The sequence below is a fragment of the Pacificibacter maritimus genome (genome assembly GCF_003814915.1).
Taxonomy (GTDB): Bacteria; Pseudomonadota; Alphaproteobacteria; order Rhodobacterales; family Rhodobacteraceae; genus Celeribacter; species Celeribacter maritimus.
This window is the reverse complement of sequence record NZ_RKQK01000003.1, coordinates 205,896-222,870: the sequence shown is the minus strand read 5'-3', so window position 1 is coordinate 222,870 and position 16,975 is coordinate 205,896. Positions and strand designations below refer to the sequence as shown.

Annotated in this window: 17 protein-coding genes; 12 read left to right on the top strand and 5 right to left on the bottom strand. The window is 49.5% G+C overall.

The features are described from left to right. Window positions 1-3 precede the first annotated feature (3 nt). The 10 genes from glgA to EDD53_RS10365 all read left to right on the top strand — a co-directional run bounded on the left by glgA (window position 4) and on the right by EDD53_RS10365 (window position 9,992). Entirely contained in the window at window positions 4-1,434 is a 1,431-nt protein-coding gene (glgA, locus tag EDD53_RS10410; protein WP_123793191.1) for a glycogen synthase GlgA, read from the top strand. Next, window positions 1,431-3,560, top strand: coding sequence for a glycogen debranching protein GlgX (gene glgX, locus EDD53_RS10405; RefSeq protein ID WP_425464060.1), 2,130 nt, complete (start codon window positions 1,431-1,433; stop codon window positions 3,558-3,560). The genes glgA and glgX overlap by 4 nt, the downstream gene beginning before the upstream one ends. 28 nt (window positions 3,561-3,588) lie before the next feature. Next, the gene (locus tag EDD53_RS10400) at window positions 3,589-5,214 is read left to right on the top strand and encodes an alpha-D-glucose phosphate-specific phosphoglucomutase (RefSeq protein WP_123793190.1); all 1,626 of its coding nucleotides are present in this window, start codon (window positions 3,589-3,591) and stop codon (window positions 5,212-5,214) included. 136 nt (window positions 5,215-5,350) lie between these two features. Continuing rightward, window positions 5,351-6,271: an MYG1 family protein gene (locus EDD53_RS10395; protein WP_123793189.1), complete on the top strand. Its 921-nt coding sequence runs from the start codon at window positions 5,351-5,353 to the stop codon at window positions 6,269-6,271. 94 nt (window positions 6,272-6,365) lie between these two features. After that, on the top strand, window positions 6,366-6,908 hold the full coding sequence (locus tag EDD53_RS10390) for a sigma-70 family RNA polymerase sigma factor (protein WP_123793188.1): 543 nt from the start codon (window positions 6,366-6,368) through the stop codon (window positions 6,906-6,908). Further along, the gene (locus EDD53_RS10385) at window positions 6,905-7,597 is read left to right on the top strand and encodes an anti-sigma factor (protein ID WP_123793187.1); all 693 of its coding nucleotides are present in this window, start codon (window positions 6,905-6,907) and stop codon (window positions 7,595-7,597) included. The genes EDD53_RS10390 and EDD53_RS10385 overlap by 4 nt, the downstream gene beginning before the upstream one ends. Window positions 7,598-7,729: 132 nt before the next feature. After that, the gene (locus EDD53_RS10380; protein ID WP_123793186.1) at window positions 7,730-8,287 is read left to right on the top strand and encodes a fasciclin domain-containing protein; all 558 of its coding nucleotides are present in this window, start codon (window positions 7,730-7,732) and stop codon (window positions 8,285-8,287) included. Between the two features lie 191 nt (window positions 8,288-8,478). Then, on the top strand, window positions 8,479-9,048 hold the full coding sequence (locus tag EDD53_RS10375; protein ID WP_123793185.1) for a fasciclin domain-containing protein: 570 nt from the start codon (window positions 8,479-8,481) through the stop codon (window positions 9,046-9,048). 85 nt (window positions 9,049-9,133) lie between these two features. Continuing rightward, window positions 9,134-9,598: a peptide-methionine (R)-S-oxide reductase MsrB gene (gene msrB, locus EDD53_RS10370; protein ID WP_123793184.1), complete on the top strand. Its 465-nt coding sequence runs from the start codon at window positions 9,134-9,136 to the stop codon at window positions 9,596-9,598. 28 nt (window positions 9,599-9,626) lie between these two features. Further along, on the top strand, window positions 9,627-9,992 hold the full coding sequence (locus EDD53_RS10365) for a DoxX family protein (protein ID WP_123793183.1): 366 nt from the start codon (window positions 9,627-9,629) through the stop codon (window positions 9,990-9,992). A gap of 54 nt (window positions 9,993-10,046) precedes the next feature. Here EDD53_RS10365 and EDD53_RS10360 read toward each other — a convergent pair whose 3' ends face one another. The 3 genes from EDD53_RS10360 to EDD53_RS10350 are packed head-to-tail and all read right to left on the bottom strand — an operon-like array spanning window position 10,047 to window position 13,031. Further along, window positions 10,047-10,496: a response regulator gene (locus tag EDD53_RS10360; RefSeq protein ID WP_123793182.1), complete on the bottom strand. Its 450-nt coding sequence runs from the start codon at window positions 10,494-10,496 to the stop codon at window positions 10,047-10,049. 26 nt (window positions 10,497-10,522) lie between these two features. Next, on the bottom strand, window positions 10,523-12,340 hold the full coding sequence (locus EDD53_RS10355; RefSeq protein WP_123793181.1) for a CHASE domain-containing protein: 1,818 nt from the start codon (window positions 12,338-12,340) through the stop codon (window positions 10,523-10,525). Window positions 12,341-12,347: 7 nt separating this feature from the next. Further along, complete coding sequence (locus EDD53_RS10350; RefSeq protein ID WP_170162741.1) at window positions 12,348-13,031, bottom strand: response regulator; 684 nt, start codon at window positions 13,029-13,031, stop codon at window positions 12,348-12,350. 201 nt (window positions 13,032-13,232) lie between these two features. Between EDD53_RS10350 and EDD53_RS10345 the strand changes: the two genes are divergently transcribed. Continuing rightward, window positions 13,233-13,889, top strand: a complete 657-nt coding sequence (locus EDD53_RS10345) for a sensor histidine kinase (RefSeq protein ID WP_170162740.1) — start codon at window positions 13,233-13,235, stop codon at window positions 13,887-13,889. Window positions 13,890-14,163: 274 nt separating this feature from the next. Next, complete coding sequence (locus tag EDD53_RS10340; protein WP_123793178.1) at window positions 14,164-14,913, top strand: hypothetical protein; 750 nt, start codon at window positions 14,164-14,166, stop codon at window positions 14,911-14,913. A 328-nt stretch (window positions 14,914-15,241) separates the two neighbouring features. Here the strand turns inward: EDD53_RS10340 and EDD53_RS10335 are convergent, their stop codons facing one another. Both EDD53_RS10335 and EDD53_RS10330 read right to left on the bottom strand, forming a co-directional pair. Then, window positions 15,242-15,940: a sulfotransferase family 2 domain-containing protein gene (locus tag EDD53_RS10335; protein ID WP_123793177.1), complete on the bottom strand. Its 699-nt coding sequence runs from the start codon at window positions 15,938-15,940 to the stop codon at window positions 15,242-15,244. An 87-nt stretch (window positions 15,941-16,027) separates the two neighbouring features. Continuing rightward, entirely contained in the window at window positions 16,028-16,960 is a 933-nt protein-coding gene (locus EDD53_RS10330) for an NAD-dependent epimerase/dehydratase family protein (protein ID WP_123793176.1), read from the bottom strand. Window positions 16,961-16,975 lie beyond the last annotated feature (15 nt).

The following is a 16,975-nucleotide window of genomic DNA, read 5'->3' as shown; positions in this document are numbered from 1 at the left end:
AACATGCGCAATGTACTTTCTGTCACGTCCGAATGTGTGCCTTTGATTAAAACGGGGGGGCTAGCTGATGTGGCAGGCGCATTGCCTTCCGCTTTAGCTGAGCACGGTTGGGGCATGCGCACCTTGATGCCAGCCTATTCTGGTTTGATTGCAAAAGCGGCTGCGAAAAAAGTCTTGTGGCAATCAGACGATCTTTTCGGCGGCTCTGCGCGGGTTTTGCAGGGGCTTTGTGGCGGCAATGTGATGTTGCTGCTCGATGCACCGCATCTGTATGAGCGCGCAGGCGGGGCCTATGGCAATCCAACAGATTTTGCGGATAATCCACAACGGTTTGCAGCCTTGTCCTATATGGCCGCTGAAATTGCGCGGGGCGTCTTGACTGATGGTTGGCGCCCTGAGGTCGTTCATGCCCACGACTGGCAAGCAGGTTTGACCGCCACTTATCTAAAACAGAAAAATCCTTACGGTGTTGGCACGGTGATGACTGTGCATAATATTGCCTTTCAAGGTCTTGCGCCGGCTGCACTTTTGGGCAGTTTGAATTTGCCGCTCTCAAGCTTTACCCCTGATGAATTGGAATACTGGGGGCAGATCAGCACGCTCAAGGCGGGTCTTGTCCATAGTGACGTCATCACAACCGTCAGCCCAACCTATGCGGCGGAACTCATGCGCCCAGAATTTGGCATGGGGTTGGAAGGCGTTTTGGCGACGCGCGCTGGTGATCTTTCAGGCATTTTGAACGGGATTGATATGGATGTTTGGTCGCCTGAAGCCGATCCTGAAATAACGTCCTATTCTGCAAAGTCTTTAGCAGGTAAAAAGAAAAACAAACAGGCTTTATTGGCTGACTTTGGCCTTGCCAAAACCGATGGCCCTTTGGCGATTGTGGTCAGCCGATTGACGTCTCAAAAGGGCATGGATCTCATTGCAGGGGCGGCCCCTGAATTTATCGCCAATGGTGGTGCTTTGGCCATTTTAGGCAGTGGTGATCCAGATATCGAAGATGCGCTGCGCCTGCTTGCGCGTGATTTTGCGGGAAAAGTCGGTCTGCGTATCGGATATGACGAAGCGCTCTCGCACCGCATGTTTGCAGGTGGGGATGTTGTTTTGGTGCCGTCACGGTTTGAACCTTGTGGTCTGACCCAGCTTTATGGTTTGCGCTATGGGACTGTACCTGTGGTGGCAGCAACTGGCGGATTGGCCGATTCCGTTGTGGATCACAATTTAGCAGCGGCGCAAATGGGGGTCTCAACGGGGTTTCAATTTCATCCTATTGACCAAATTTCACTCTCTCACTGCTTGCGAGGTGTGATTGCCGCCTATTCAAATAAATCGGGCTGGACACGCTTGCAAAAGCGCGGGATGAACCAAGACTTGGGCTGGGGCGCATCATCTGCGACCTATGCCGCCCTTTATGAACGAGTTGCCAAGTGATCTTTGATCTCAAACACGACCTGCCGACAAAATTGCCAAATCATTCTTTGTCAGCAGGGCGCTCTGACCCAATCGGGGCCACATTCGATGGCGAGGGTGTGAATTTCGCAGTGTTTTCTGAACATGCGGAGAAAATCGAACTGTGCCTGTTTTCAGAGGATGGCAAGGTCGAAATCGCGCGTATTCCTTTGCTCGAACGCAATGGCAATATTTGGCATATCCATGTCGCAGGCCTGACACCGGGCACCAGTTACGGCTACCGTGTTCACGGCGCATATGATCCAGAAAATGGTCATAGGTTCAATCCAAACAAATTGTTGCTTGATCCTTATGCCAAACGTCAGTCTGGTACTTTGCTTTGGCATGATGCCATTATGGGCTATACCATTGGCGCAAAGGATAAAGACCTAAGTTTCGACACACGCGATTCCGCGCCCTATGTGCCGCGCAGTATCGTGGTCGATCCGCAATTTAGCTGGGGCAATGATCGGCGCCCAGAAATACCTGCCTCTGAAACCGTTATTTATGAAGCCCATGTCAAAGGAATGACGGCTGAATTTCTAGGCCTAGATGCATTGCAGCGCGGCAATTTTCTGGGCATGTCGTCAGAGCCTGTTCTGGATCACCTGAACAAACTCGGCGTGACTACGGTTCAGCTTTTGCCTGTTCACGCATTTCTGGATGATAAGTTTTTGCTTGAGGCGGGGCTGACAAACTATTGGGGCTATCAGTCCATTGGCTTTTTCGCACCCGAGCCGCGCTATATGACAAAACGCGGGATTTGGGAATTTCAAACCATGGTGCGCCGCTTTCATGCCGCTGGAATCGAAGTGATCTTGGACGTGGTCTATAATCACTCGGGCGAGGGCAATGAATTCGGACCTACCCTTAGTTTCAAGGGTTTGGACAATAAATCTTATTATCGTTTGGCCGACAATCAACGTCACTACATCAATGACACGGGGACGGGAAATACCCTGAACGTGAGGCACCCGATGGTGCTGCGCATGATTATGGATAGCCTGCGCTATTGGGTCGAAGTGATGCATGTTGATGGGTTTCGCTTTGATCTGGCCACTGTGCTGGGGCGCGAAGTCGATGGCTTTAACCGCTATGGCGGTTTTCTGGATGCGCTTGGCCAAGATCCCGTTTTAAGCAATGTTAAACTGATTGCAGAGCCTTGGGATCTAGGTCCCGGTGGGTATCAGCTTGGCAATTGGCCGCATCCGTTTTTGGAATACAATGACAAGTTTCGCGATGACCTGCGCAAGTTTTGGCGTGGCGATGAAGGTATGGTGGCGAATTTGGGCGAGCGCCTGTTGGGCAGCGCTATGACCTTTGATCACTCAGGCCGTGCTGCCACGTCATCCATCAACTTTGTGACCTGCCATGATGGCATGACACTGCGGGATTTGGTCAGCTACGATCACAAACACAATGCTGCCAATGGCGAAGATAACCGTGATGGTAAAGACGACAACTATTCAAGCAACATGGGCGTAGAAGGCCCCACTGATGACGCCGAAATCAACGCGGCGCGTGCACAACGACAACGCAACTTGTTGGCCTGTTCTTTCTTATCTCAAGGCACGCCGATGATTTTGGCGGGTGATGAAATTGGCAACACGCAACACGGCAACAACAACGTGTTTGGTCAAGATAATCCAATTGGCTGGGTCAATTGGGAACAGGCGGATACTGAGCTATTGGCCTTTGTGCAAAAATTGACCGCCCTGCGCCGCGATCATAACGTGCTGCGCCAGTTGCGTTTTCTACATGCCCGCCCAAGAATAAAAGACGGTAAGCCTGATGTGTTTTGGCGTATGCCTGACGGTACGCCGCCGACCCGTGAAGAATGGGAAAGCCCAGACACCAAAACCATCTGCACTGAGCTGCGCACATCCTATGGCACGCCTGAATACCGTGCCTCTGATGATGTTTTGTTTATCGTGATAAACAACGATGGTGATTTGGATGTCACCTTGCCGCCATGTGTCCCTGATAAGACTTGGGAATTAATCTTAGATACAGCCACCCCCGATGCTGGTGCGCAATGCATCACGGGAAAAACCGCACCCGTCAAAGCGGCTTCTGTTTGCGTTTTCGCACTTATGCCCGCTGCTTAAAGTACTATTAGACCAAAGGAATTCAGATATGACATTGACCTCTGTTCAAACCGCACCCTTTATGGACCAAAAGCCAGGCACATCAGGTTTGCGCAAGAAAACGCGGGTCTTTATGGAAGATCACTACCTTGAAAACTTCGTGCAAGCGATCTTTGAAGGGATCGGCGGGGTCAAAGGAAAAACTTTGGTGGTTGGTGGCGATGGTCGGTTTTACAATGATCGGGCCACCGAGATCATCGTGCGTATGGCCGCAGCAAATGGTGCTGCCAAGGTGGTTGCGGGGCAAAACGGATTGCTGTCAACGCCTGCGGCCTCGCATCTCATCAGATCCCTAAAGACCGATGGCGGCATTATTCTATCTGCAAGCCACAATCCCGGCGGCATTGATGAAGATTTTGGTATCAAGTTCAATATGCCCAACGGTGGCCCTGCGCCTGAAAACGTCACAAATGCAATTTTCGAAGTCACAAAATCGATAACTTCCTACAAAATGTATCAAGGCGGAACAGTCGATTTGGGCGCAGTGGGCTATAGTGCTTTGGGCGATATGCAGGTTGAAATTGTCGATCCCGTCACGGCCTATGTGGATCTGATGCAAAGCTTGTTTGATTTTGCAGCGATCAAAAAGATGATTTCCGAGGGCACTGATATTCGCTTTGACGCGATGAATGCGATCACGGGGCCCTATGCTTCAGCCATTATCGAAGACCTATTGGGCGCGCAAAAAGGCAGTGTTGTTCACGGCACGCCGTTACCTGATTTCGGCGGTATGCACCCCGATCCCAACCCCACGTGGGCTCATGAGTTGATGGACGAAATGATGGGCGAGGCAGCACCCGCATTCGGTTGCGCTTCAGACGGTGACGGCGACCGCAATATGATCGTTGGCCCCAAGTGCTATGTCAGCCCTTCTGATAGCTTAGCCGTGATTGCCGCCAATGCCACTGTGGCGCCTGGTTATGCGCAGGGCTTGAAAGGCGTGGCGCGCTCAATGCCAACATCCGCAGCGGTGGACCGCGTGGCCGATGCGCTGGGCTTGGAATGCTATGAGACACCAACAGGATGGAAATTCTTTGGCAATCTCATGGACGATGGGCGCGTGTCACTGTGTGGCGAAGAAAGCTTTGGCACAGGCTCAGATCACGTGCGTGAAAAAGATGGTGTTTGGGCCGTTTTGATGTGGCTTAACATCATGGCGCATACAGGGAAATCTGTGCCCGAGCTGATGCAAGACCATTGGGCCAAATTTGGCCGCAACTATTACTCACGCCATGATTTCGAAGCCATCGAAAGCGATAAAGCGGATGCTATGATTGCCAACCTCAGAAGCAAATTGTCAGACCTCTCGGGTCAAAGCTTCGAGGATTTGGTTGTCGAGACAGCTGATGACTACAGCTATCTTGATCCTGTGGATGGCAGCACCTCCGCACATCAAGGTGTACGCGTTGTGTTTAAAGGCGGCGCGCGTTTCGTCGTGCGCCTGTCTGGCACGGGAACCTCGGGCGCGACATTACGTTTGTATGTTGAAAAATTGGACCTGAAAAACTTCGATCAAGATCCGCAAACAGCACTCGCAGATGTCATCGCCGTGGCACATAAAATCGTTCAGATTGAACAGTTTTCAGGGCGTAGTACGCCAGATGTGATCACCTAAACCAATCTGCGCAGGCGGGCAGGGGCTTTACCTGCGCATAAAGTGGTTGATCTGACTTGGCTGCGGTGTGAAGACAGCGGCGACATATATTTGCGGCAAAGCTGCTGCACCTGCCTTTGAATTCGGAGCCTCGTACATGACGATCACCCATCTTATCACGCATTCTGGCGGCTTTCATGCTGATGAATTGCTGTCTTCTGTTATCTTGACGCAGCTCTTTCCCGATGCGCAACTTTTACGCAGCCGCGACCGTCAGGTTTTGACGCCTTCGCCTGAAAAAATCATCTACGATGTGGGCGGGGCCTTTGACGCCGAGGCGCAAATTTTTGACCATCATCAACGCCCTGGTCCTTTGCGCGAAGACGAACAGCCTTATAGTTCTTTTGGTCTGATTTGGGCTCATTACGGCTGCGACTATCTGGCGGCTATGGATGTTCCAGAAACTGATATCGACCATATCCACAGTTCATTCGATGCCAAATTTGTCTTGCCGATTGATCTCTTGGACAATGGCGCGATCGAACCTTCCGTTGCGGGGCCTTTGTCTATCCTGACTTTGCCATCCCTTTTGGGCAGCTTGAAACCTGTGTTTGATGATCCTTCCGCCACAGCTGATGATGATGCGTTTCACACCGCCTTGCCCATCGCGCGCAGCTTTGTTGAGGCAATGATCCGCAACATGGCTGCCAAAGCCCGTGCGCAAAACATGGTTGTTGAGGCCATCGAAAAGGCTGGGACATCGGCGATTTTAGAATTGCCAATGGGTATGCCATATCGTTCAGCTTTGGAAAAATCCGAGGCCGACCACATCTTGTTTGTTGTTAACCCGCGCGGCGATGATTGGGCGCTTGGCGGCATCAAACTGTCAAATGACACATTCGAGCAACGCGCGGATCTGCCCGCATCTTGGGCGGGCCTCACCGATGCAGCATTGGAAGAGGCAAGCGGCGTCAAGGGTGCTAAATTCTGTCACAGCGCACGTTTTTTGGCCGTCGCATCGTCGCGCGATGCTATTTTAGAAATGGCAGAAATCGCGGTAAAAGAAGCAACGGTTTAAGGAATTGGAGCACCTGATTTTTTGACTAAGATGTTTCAACACCGTGGAATTCGTGACCGGTTTACGCCGTGATTTTAAACAGGTAGCCTGCCGTATGACATCAATTGCAGACATCGAAAATATGATCGTGCGCACGGGCCTTGGGGACCGTGCAGCATTTTCTGACCTATATAATGCGACGTCGGCGAAACTATTTGGCGTGTGTTTGCGTGTCTTAAATAATCGCGCTGAAGCAGAAGATGCATTGCAGGATGTTTTTGTCAAAATCTGGCAGAAAGCATCTGGATATGCGGTCAATGGTTACAGCCCGATGACTTGGTTGATTACGGTTGCCCGCAATCTTTCAATCGACAGGCTGCGCGCCCGCAAAGCGCCAGCTAAGACTATAGACGAGGCGCATGATCTTGCGGATAGCAGCCCAACGCCAGAAATGGCTATGGTGCAAAAATCCGAACGTGCGCAAATCGATGGCTGTTTAGACGAGCTTGACCAAGGTCATGCTATGGCCGTTCGTGGTGCCTATCTTGATGGGGAAACCTATCAGGATCTTGCCGATCGTGCAGGGGTGCCAATCAATACAATGCGCACGTGGCTACGTCGTAGCCTTGTGAAACTAAAGGACTGTTTAAGCCGGTGACCCAAGACCGAGACCATAGCGAAAACGATATCGCCCTTGCGGGTGAATATGCGTTGCATTTACTGGATGCCGAAAGCCGTCTCGCGTTTGAAACACGTCTGGCGCAAGACACTGCTTTGCAACAGCTTGTACGTGAGTGGGATGAAGATTTTGTGTCATTCAGCGAAGGTTTTGCCCCCGTGACGCCACCTGCGCGGATGAAATCCCAGATCGATGCACGCCTGTTTGGTCCAGAAAAGTCAGGCTTTTCTTTGCAGGGCCTGTTTGGGCGTCGGTTCGCATATCTTGCCTTTGCCTCTCTTGCAGCTTTGGCCATTATCGCGGGGCCAGTGGTGTTCAACACAGCAACTGCACCAGAATATGTCGCTGAAATTGCAGGCGAAGATCGAAGTTTGGTGGTCGCTGCCGCTTACGATCAAGAGACTGCTGAGCTGTCGATCAATCGCACAGCAGGCGCTGCAATTGCAGGTCGTTCGCTTGAATTGTGGTTGATTGCCGAGGGTGCAACCGCACCCGTGTCTTTGGGTGTGTTGTCAGATGCTCAACTTGCGACAGTGATCATTCCAGAGGATCTGCGTGACCTGATGCTTGGCGGAACTTTGGCAATCAGTGATGAACCGATCGGCGGGTCGCCAACAGGTGCGCCTACGGGGGCAGTCTTGGCTGCGGGTGAAATTATTTCATCTTAAAATCTATTTAACTTCAAAGTCTTGGGGTTGATGTGAAAAATAATCTCTGAGCCGTGAAACTTTTCACACCCCCTTTACGTGGTTCCTTATGTCTTCCGAAACAACTCGGACTAACCAATAGGGAATTACATTATGACTTTCGCGAAAATTCTTCTTTCTGGTGCAACTGCAATCGCTTTGACTGCTGGTGCCGCCTTTGCAGACGACAACCCAATGGTTGGTGGTGCTGCTATGTATGAAGACAAAAACATCGTTGAAAACGCGGTAAATTCTGCTGATCACACAACACTTGTTGCTGCTGTTCAAGCCGCAGGTCTGGTTGACACACTTGCATCCGAAGGCCCGTTCACAGTTTTCGCACCAACCAATGATGCTTTCGCAGCTTTGCCCGAAGGCACCGTTGAAAACCTTTTGAAGCCAGAAAACAAAGAGATGCTTACAACAATCCTGACGTGTCACGTTGTTGGCAAAGCGGTGATGTCTGACGCTTTGCAAGGTATGATTGAAGATGACGGCGGCAAGCACCCTGTTCCAACCGTTGGCGGCTGTACTTTGCAAGCATCATACGCTGATGGCATGATCACATTGGAAGATGAAAATGGCGGCACTGCTATGGTGACCATCGCTGATGTTAAGCAATCAAACGGTGTGATCCACGTGATCGACGCGGTTCTATTGCCAAAAATGTAAGTCACGCTTCTCCCAAGTTTTATTGATTTACCGTTGACCCCCAGCCTCTGGTTGGGGGTTTTCGTATTGAAAACAAATGTTTTTTTAAAAAAGTGCACTTTTATTGGAGTTGGCTGAAACTATTCCGCCACAGATGCGTGTCTTCTTCATAGCCACCAAGAAACGGCTGAAACCAATAGGGAAGTATAGACATGAAACTTACATTCACAAAAACAGTTCTTCACACACTCAACGCAGCAGCATTTGCAGGCTTGCTTGCAACGGCTGCACATGCAGACAACCCTATGGTTGGTGGCGCTGCCATGTTTGAAGAAAAGAACATCGTTGAAAATGCTGTAAACTCTGCGGATCACACAACTTTGGTTGCCGCCGTGCAGGCCGCAGGTCTTGTTGACACGCTGGCAAGCCCTGGCCCATTCACCGTGTTCGCGCCTGTGAATGCTGGCTTTGAAGCACTGCCCGAAGGCACAGTGGAAACACTTTTGAAGCCAGAAAACAAAGACATGCTGACCAAAATTTTGACATCGCATGTTGTGGCTGGCAAATGGTCCGCAGCCGATATCGTGAAAGCCGCACGTAACAGTTCTGATGGCTTCTACCATTTTGAAGCTGTGTCAGGCGACAACCTGTCTGCACAAGTTAAAGGCAAAAACGTTTACATCTATGACGAAAGCGGTAACGCAAGCCTTGTGACCATCGCTGACGTGAACCAGTCAAACGGTGTGATCCACGTCATCAACAAAGTGTTGTTGCCGAAATAAGGCGCAGTAACCGTATAAAATGCTTTGCTTTGGTCTCCTTTCGGGGATCAGGGCAGAGCGCAAACCTTATTGGCAGGAGCCGCTCATGAAACGCCGTACCTTTATCTTATCAGCAACGTCACTTATCGCAGCCGGTTCCGCACGCGCAGCACAAGAGGGGGCCTTTGAAGTTACGCGCAGCGAAGAAGAATGGCGCGCAATGCTGTCTGATGCCGAGTATGCTGTCATGCGGGATGAAAAAACCGAGCGTGCAGGATCGAGTGCACTCAATGATGAAAAGCGCAGTGGTATATACGCGTGCCGTGGTTGTGACTTACCGCTTTATGATGCGTCAACGAAGTTTGACAGTGGTACAGGCTGGCCCAGCTTTTATGCTCCGCTTCCAAATGCAATCGGTACGAAGGATGACAACTCTTTGTTTGCGCGCCGTACAGAAGTTCACTGTCGCCGTTGTGGAAGTCATTTGGGGCATGTTTTTGATGATGGCCCGACACCAACTGGTAAGCGTCACTGTTTGAACGGGGTGAGCCTTGTTTTTAAAGCCGCATAAGAACGACTCATCGCAGTGCATCGACAAAATGCCGCTGCGATTTGAGACGATACTCGCGCGTTTTTTGCTGGCATCCCTTTTCTTTGGTGGCGCGGCGCAAAAACTCAACGACCCGTCAGCTGCAAAGTCGCTATTGGCGGGGTTTGGATTGCCACAATTTCTTGTGTGGCCGGCACTGATTTATAATTTCGTGGCGGCTGCTCTTTTGGTATTAAACAGGGGTGTTGCTTGGGTCGCTAGATCCTTGGCATTATACTGTATCCTGACGAGCGCTTTTCACTTTATCCCAAATGATCCGTGGCAAATGACAATTTTCGTGAAAAATTGGGCGATAGCAGGTGGGTTATTGGCTCTGGCATCCTATGATGTCACTACACACAAACCGTCACTTTAGGTCGGTAGGAAAGGGTTCTAAAAATACCTTATCTTCGACCTGTGCTATAGGCCTTCAATGTTTTTGGTACTCGCACAGCGCCCAAAACATATTTAACGTATTCAATGCATTGAGCATTTGATCACGCTGAAGCGGCTTAATGATATAGCCCGATACGTTGAATTCATGCGCTTTTGAGATATCCTCTGGATGATCTGAGGTCGTAAGAATAAACACAGGTGTAGACGCAATTTTTTCGTCAGAGCGTAACTCTGATAGAAACTCTATCCCCCCCATACGCGGCATGTTTAGGTCAAGCAATACAATCGGTGGACTGATCTCCCCACGCGCATGCAAACTGCGTAGCAAATCAAGTGCTTCTATACCGTCGGTTGCACGTATGACATCATTGTCTATTTTTAAACGCGCAAAACTGCGGGTGATTTTTTCAAAATCTAGATCATTGTCATCCACAACTAGAAAGGTTGTGTGTGCTTTGTCTTGAATGTTGTTCTCTAAGATCATGCGGTCCCTCACGCCGTTTGCAGGGCCTACTTTGGCCAAGTAAAAATCATCGAAGTTCCACGCCCAAGATCAGAGTCTATCCTCAGATTTCCTCCGTAAAATTCGACTGTTCGCTTCACAATGGATAGACCGATTCCTGTACTCTCTATCTTGTCTTTGGATTGAAGCGACTGAAATGGTTCAAAGACCTTGCTGTGAAAGCGACGATCAATTCCAGGGCCATTATCCGAAACAATGATTTGGACCATATCTCCGAGGTCTTGCGAAGATATTAAAATTTCTGCATTCTCAATGTCGCAATGATATTTTGCGGCATTCCCGATGAGGTTCGTCATCACTTGGGTGAGGCGCGTTTGGTTGGTTTCAAGGATTGGAAGAGGGTTAACTATCTGTACTTGGCGCGGGGTTAAGGACAGGTCAACTTGGATGCGCCGGACAAGAACGTTAAGGTCTACGGTTTCATTGGTCGTATTGTTTTTATCGACCCCTGAATAGGCTAGGATGCCTTTGATCAGGTTTTCCATGCGCTGAATTTGGGTGCGCATGCGGTCCAGATTAAAAGCGACATCAGGGTTGGCATCCGGACTATTGAGATAGGTCGATAGGTCTTCTTCAACATACTCTGTCAAATCCGCCATGCCTCTTAGAGGCGTCTTTAAATCATGAGATGTAATATAGGCAAACTTTTCTAAGTCAGCATTGGAGCGCCCAAGCTCGTTGGCTTTTTGTCGCAGTTCGTCGGATACCATTTCAGCAAAAGAAAGCGCACGGATGTTTGAGCGCGACAATAAAATGAAGAGGATAAATAGAATTATCTCAATCAATATCCCACTCAACAAGATGACAAGTGGATTGTTACTCGACATGTTTTTACGAAATTCGGGTCCTGCCCAGATATCGAAGACCCAAGTTCTACCGTACAGATTGAGCTCCACAGACTTGGTGAAGATATCATCTTTTTGCAGGTCAGTGTGGTGGTCATCCATTTCCGAGTACAGGGTTTGATCTCCATCTCGAACTCTAAAATATAGCTGGCGGTTGCTTTTCTCGAGCGTTCCCGCAATCAGTTTATGGAAAATAAAAGGTGCGTAGACGAGGCCGATAAAGTCGTTGTCACCGACGTTCGGAGCAAATTCGCGCCCCAAAGCATAGAACGGTGTGTAGAATAGAAAACCAGGTGTCTTGGCGGAATCTTGCACCAATATGATCGGTCCCGTAATTTGCGCCTGACCCGTTTCACGCGCGAGTGTGGCTGCCTTATAGCGATTTGTTTCATGGGCGATGTCTAGACCGATTGCAGGTGCATTTATGCTTACAGGTTCAATGTAAGTAATTGGGAAAAGATCGGCGTGCTCGTGTTTTGGAAAGACATCAAAACTGGGGTAGGTTTCACGCTGGCGAGCAAGGTAAGTTTCCAACTGATCAGGTTGAATGTTGTGAATGACGCCAATTCCATTGATGCCGGGATATTTTTGGGCAATGTGCAGCGTTGCTGCATATTTTTCCCAGTCACTTCGAGATATATCGCCATCGTGTGATGCAATTGCAGCGACGCCGCCCCATAGACCGCCTTCGTATTTTTGCATTCGCTCCGTTACGGATTCTATGATTTGTGTGGCAGCATGATCAAACTGCGCAAGGCCATTGCGTTCGACTTGGCTACTTGAAAAGCCCCATGCGATTAAAGTAATCATAAATGACAAGCAAATGACCGACCAATGAACCCAATGGAGCCGTCCTGAACGGACTATTCGCTTCCGTTTTGATTCAACATCTTCTTGATGTTTGTCTTTACTGGAAAAAATTGGCGCATATCCATTTGCACCTTGGACTGAAGTGTTCAATGATTACTCACTTAAAGATGAAAAAATTCGGGTCTGTATCGTCTTCGGAAAGAAGGTTTGGTGCCTCTGGCGCAGCGTTGATATACGGGCGGCCATCGGCATAGCCTATTTGTGTCAGTGCTTTGAGCAGTAAAGATACCATGCGCTCATCACTCAGTTCTTGCTGAACAACTTCGGTCACAGCGCCCATTGTTCTGGCATGAATGGCATCCATTTCACGTTGTAAAACCTGTGTTGCATGGTCTTCCAGCCGTTTGGTCGCGGTCTTCAGCATCATTTCTAGGGCGGTAGAGTTTAGATCACTTTTCGCAACATAGTCTTGGCACCCGTTCTTGATCGCAGATACTGCAACTTCATGGCACACTTCGCCAGTGATCATGATGGTTGTTGTGTCCCCGTTTTTGGGGTGCTCGCATATGACTTTGCGGGCTTCAATTCCAGTTTCACTTGCGAGGTGATAGTCTATGAATATGACATCGTATGTTTTCGTATCCAGCGCCTGACGCATCGTTTCGACATCTGTGGCTGTATCTATCGCACAATATAGGCTGGTACGCAGACATTGGCGTTCGATATTTTTGGTATCAAAGGAAGAATCGTCAACGATTAGGATTTCAACCCGTTTGGTCTGCGCAGCAGGGGAATACGCCGCAGGGATTGGATCTACCTGTGTTGGGTTGATGGATTTCATCGCCAAGCCTCTCATTTATATGAGCAACTATTGCGGAAGACTGTGAAGTTTGGGTTAAAGCGATTTATTCAATGTGCGGTGATGAACATTGAAAAATGAAAGCGTAAAGGATTTCGCAAAGAATAAGGATTACCATCGTCTTCATATCTCAATGAGGCCCCCAAAATGCTAACGACAATGATGAATGCAAAAGATCTGAAAATGTCACATAGCCAGTTTGAATCGCATTTCATTCATGATGTTCGTGCTTGTTTGCGTGCGGCAGATACTTTGCCAGAATGGATCGTTGAGGACTTGGCGTCGATCTCCGAACAGATTCCAGCAGACGTTTTTCGGTTCTTGTCTGAAGTAAAGGTGAATGCGAAACGGGCCGATAACCTCATTTTGTCTGTGCGCGAATTTTGCCGTCTAGAGGGGGAGGCGGAGCCCTGCGAAAGGCTTGATCTGCAAACAGTGGTTTCGTCGGTTGTCGCTGCGTTTTCGCCGCCTGAGGGATTTTCTATCACGACCGAATTGCAACCGCAGGTGTGTAATGTACCGGCGGGCGCGTTGCAGCATGTTATTGTCGCGCTCATCGATAACGCCTGTCGGCATAACACGAATAAGACGGGCAGTGTTCATTTGACCAACATTCAAACAGATGGGGCCTTATTTATCTGCGATGATGGTGAGGGCATTCCTGAAGCATATTGTGAAAGTGTTTTCGCCCCTTTCACAACGCTCAAGCCGCGAGATGTTGTTGAGGGAAGTGGATTTGGGCTAACCATTGCACGGCGACGTGTGGAAAATTGGGGGGGGAGCTTATGCATTATTCCCAATGCAGCTTACCGCGGAGCGACGTTGAGTGTCACATTTTGACCTGTGCCCCGAATTCTGATGATTTCTGGCCGAAATCTTCGACCGCAGGTACACCTTTGATCACTGAATGGACCTTCTTACTTGGTAAACATGGGGTGATTTGACGTTACTTAAAGTCGAGGTCACGCTTACCTTGAGTTATTCAAGGGCCTGCTTTGAATTTTTGTTTGATACAAAAATGTTGGTTGTGATGCAGGGCTGCAGCCATTGAGTTTGGTGCAGACTCCGCTAGGCTGAAAACTTCAGCGCATATCGCAAAGAGTAGGTTGAACGAATGTCGGGTGTGACGAAAATATTGCTCGTAGTGATTGTGACGCCGATCATCTTGATCATTGCATTTGTTGCATTGTTCGTCTTTGAAATGGCCATTTTGTACCCGAAACAATACGAACGACTTCAGGGGGAAGTCACTGCGTGGAATCAGGAAAACTGGGAAACCGGTTTTGCGTCGCGCGTGACGGTACAGGTAACTTCAAATGAAGCGCTCGGAGGGAATACGGCGGTTACTGTGCTGGACTGCTATGACAAGCGATTTGCTAGCCCGCATAGCGCTGCGAACGGCCCACCCCATACGGTGCTCGCCACCATGTCTGATGGGCCTGACACTCTCAGCATTCCCTTTGGTTCCGATGCGACGCACATCACGTCGTTGCAATTCGTATGCGCTTATGCCCTTAGGCAAGGGGCTAAATGGCAACTTCCACATGAGATAGCAGATAGTCCCCATCAGTCAGATATCGTGGCGAATGATCAGTCACTCGCCTGTTTTCTCGACGGCAAGACCCGCACGAGCAAAGGAGAAGTCTCGCGACTTACCTTTGTCGGATCTACGCAAGTGCCTCTGAGTGAGATAATTTCGTATCAAGACTATCATGATTTGCGACAATACAACGCCTCTTATCCTCCTCGATTGCCCAAGCATTACTGGCAGGCAAGTGGGCAGGAAGCGCAATGCTGGCGCAGTGGCCATAACGGTGACTGTATGGCGAAAGCCGAAAACATCTGTGGTATCCCGTTGCCCTAAAAAAACTAGGTTTGGTCGACTGTTTTCCCATGGTCTCACATGACCGTCCTGCCGCTGGCAACCTCCATAGACCTTTGAGTTGCCGTTCCAGTCTTATTTGTACGGAAGGTGGCTTAATCCAGATCATGGGGCGGAACGAAGGGGCTACGCCCAGATCAAATGCGAAGATCTGTTGTGCACCTGCGGCCAGCCCGATGAGGACATGTATCTCGGCTTCATATTGAGGGATCGGTATGAAAAGCCCCAGCGCAGAACTGCGACTGGGGCTTGTGGGGTTGTTTGATGCTTTGCGCGCGTCTTGCGATGCATCCAAGGGCAGCTTATTCGATCAAAGGCCGAATGTTTCCCGTAACTTGTAATCCTCTGCATACCTGTTGCGCACGAGCGCTTCGAGTTTCGGATTTTTAAACGCCGCTTGCGGAGGGAATTGGTCGGCAATTTTGCGGAAAATCGCGATTTCTGACCCGTCTATTCGGGAAAGATCTTTGGTTATTTCAATGTTGGACCGAGTGGCATGCGGGGCAAAGTTTTTGAGCTCAATATCTTTTAGAACTTCATTTGCCTGCCAGTCCGTGCTGAGCGCTTCCATATCAATAACCACTGTCGGGGTGGCGCCATGCAAATGGTAAGTCTGGCTTTGCCAATGCTGATCCAACACGGCATCTTCACGTGCGCAAGCGAATTCAACAAACTCACGAAAGCTGATCGTGCTGCTTTCGGATGGGCGCGTTTGCCCACGTCGGTTTTGCCACACAGTATCAAGCAGCTTGCCCGCGAAAGGTTCTTTGGGGCTTGGGATCACAAGCTTATTCAAATAAGCGGAAACCAAACGCTCATAAGGATCACGTAAGACTGCCAGACAGTGCCAATCTGATGTATCTTCGGATGTGGATCTAAAAATATGATCGAATTGGTGGGGGCTGCGGTCTTGCACCTGTGACCAACCCAGTGAATTAATAACGGTTGAACAAGCGTTTTTGGGTATCTTGACGTATTTTATTTTATGCTCGGGAAAGTAAAGCAGCATTTCATCCTCAATTTCTTATTCGTAGACTGTATGAGCGTCTGGACCCCACAGTGGTAAAGTTCATATTTTAGTACGCGACGCCAATTGTCACTTTAATTCTGCCATCCATGCCGCAGTGTTTTCTAGGCCCTCATGAAACTCGGTTTGTGGCGCCCAGTTCATTTCTTGATGGGCCAAGGTACAATCCAGCACATTGGTGCGCACATCCGTAGCTCGGCCTGGGCGATAACTTACCTTGGCAGACTTCCCGAGTGTCTTTTCAATACCTTCGATGATTTGAGTTAAGCTTAGACCCTGGCCTTGGCCGATGTTGAAAACAGTCTGATCGCCGCGATATTGCAACGCATGGATGATGGATGCACAGACATCATCCACATGCAGATAGTCGCGCACCGCCGTGCCATCCCCCCAAATTTCAATCGGCTCATCATTCATAATGCGCCACAGGAATGTCGCGATAACGCCTTGCCCATCATTGTAAGGCTGGAACTTTCCAAACGGATTGGACACCCGCAAAATCGTTGCATCCAGTTTCTTTTGGCCGACAAACATCGAAATGTATTTTTCGATCGCCAGTTTTGTAATGCCATAGGACGATTTCGGTTCCGTCGGGTGCTTTTCATCAATCGGCACGTAAGCGGGATCGCCATAGACAGTGCCGCCCGATGAGATGAAAACAAACTTGATGTTGCCAAGGTCCGACAGCTTTTCAAGCAGTTGCACATTCGCGATTAGGTTAGATGTAATATCAAACGAAATATCTTTGTTCGCACTGCCTGGTTTCGTTGTCGTGCACAGTTGTACGCATGACCCAATGCCTTGCAAATGATCGACATATGAATTGATGTCGGACATGTCGCCTTTGACGAATTCGACCAGCGGGTGATCCAGAAAGGGTTCGCCCGATCGTGTCATAGCTCGAACTGCGATACCCTGCTGCGTGAGGGTTTCAACAAGGTTCCGGCCAATAAAGCCTGATGCACCAATGACGAGGCATGGCAAATTCGATGCAGTTGACATGTATTTCTCCAGAAA

Bases quoted from the DNA above. Each gene is read 5' to 3' on its own strand.
- glgA (WP_123793191.1), top strand. From the start codon at position 4: ATGCGCAATGTACTTTCTGTCACGTCCGAATGTGTGCCTTTGATTAAA.
- EDD53_RS10400 (WP_123793190.1), top strand. From the start codon at position 3,589: ATGACATTGACCTCTGTTCAAACCGCACCCTTTATGGACCAAAAGCCA.
- EDD53_RS10395 (WP_123793189.1), top strand. From the start codon at position 5,351: ATGACGATCACCCATCTTATCACGCATTCTGGCGGCTTTCATGCTGAT.
- EDD53_RS10390 (WP_123793188.1), top strand. From the start codon at position 6,366: ATGACATCAATTGCAGACATCGAAAATATGATCGTGCGCACGGGCCTT.
- EDD53_RS10380 (WP_123793186.1), top strand. From the start codon at position 7,730: ATGACTTTCGCGAAAATTCTTCTTTCTGGTGCAACTGCAATCGCTTTG.
- EDD53_RS10375 (WP_123793185.1), top strand. From the start codon at position 8,479: ATGAAACTTACATTCACAAAAACAGTTCTTCACACACTCAACGCAGCA.
- msrB (WP_123793184.1), top strand. From the start codon at position 9,134: ATGAAACGCCGTACCTTTATCTTATCAGCAACGTCACTTATCGCAGCC.
- EDD53_RS10365 (WP_123793183.1), top strand. From the start codon at position 9,627: ATGCCGCTGCGATTTGAGACGATACTCGCGCGTTTTTTGCTGGCATCC.
- EDD53_RS10360 (WP_123793182.1), bottom strand. From the start codon at position 10,496: ATGATCTTAGAGAACAACATTCAAGACAAAGCACACACAACCTTTCTA.
- EDD53_RS10350 (WP_170162741.1), bottom strand. From the start codon at position 13,031: ATGAAATCCATCAACCCAACACAGGTAGATCCAATCCCTGCGGCGTAT.
- EDD53_RS10345 (WP_170162740.1), top strand. From the start codon at position 13,233: ATGTCACATAGCCAGTTTGAATCGCATTTCATTCATGATGTTCGTGCT.
- EDD53_RS10340 (WP_123793178.1), top strand. From the start codon at position 14,164: ATGTCGGGTGTGACGAAAATATTGCTCGTAGTGATTGTGACGCCGATC.
- EDD53_RS10335 (WP_123793177.1), bottom strand. From the start codon at position 15,940: ATGCTGCTTTACTTTCCCGAGCATAAAATAAAATACGTCAAGATACCC.
- EDD53_RS10330 (WP_123793176.1), bottom strand. From the start codon at position 16,960: ATGTCAACTGCATCGAATTTGCCATGCCTCGTCATTGGTGCATCAGGC.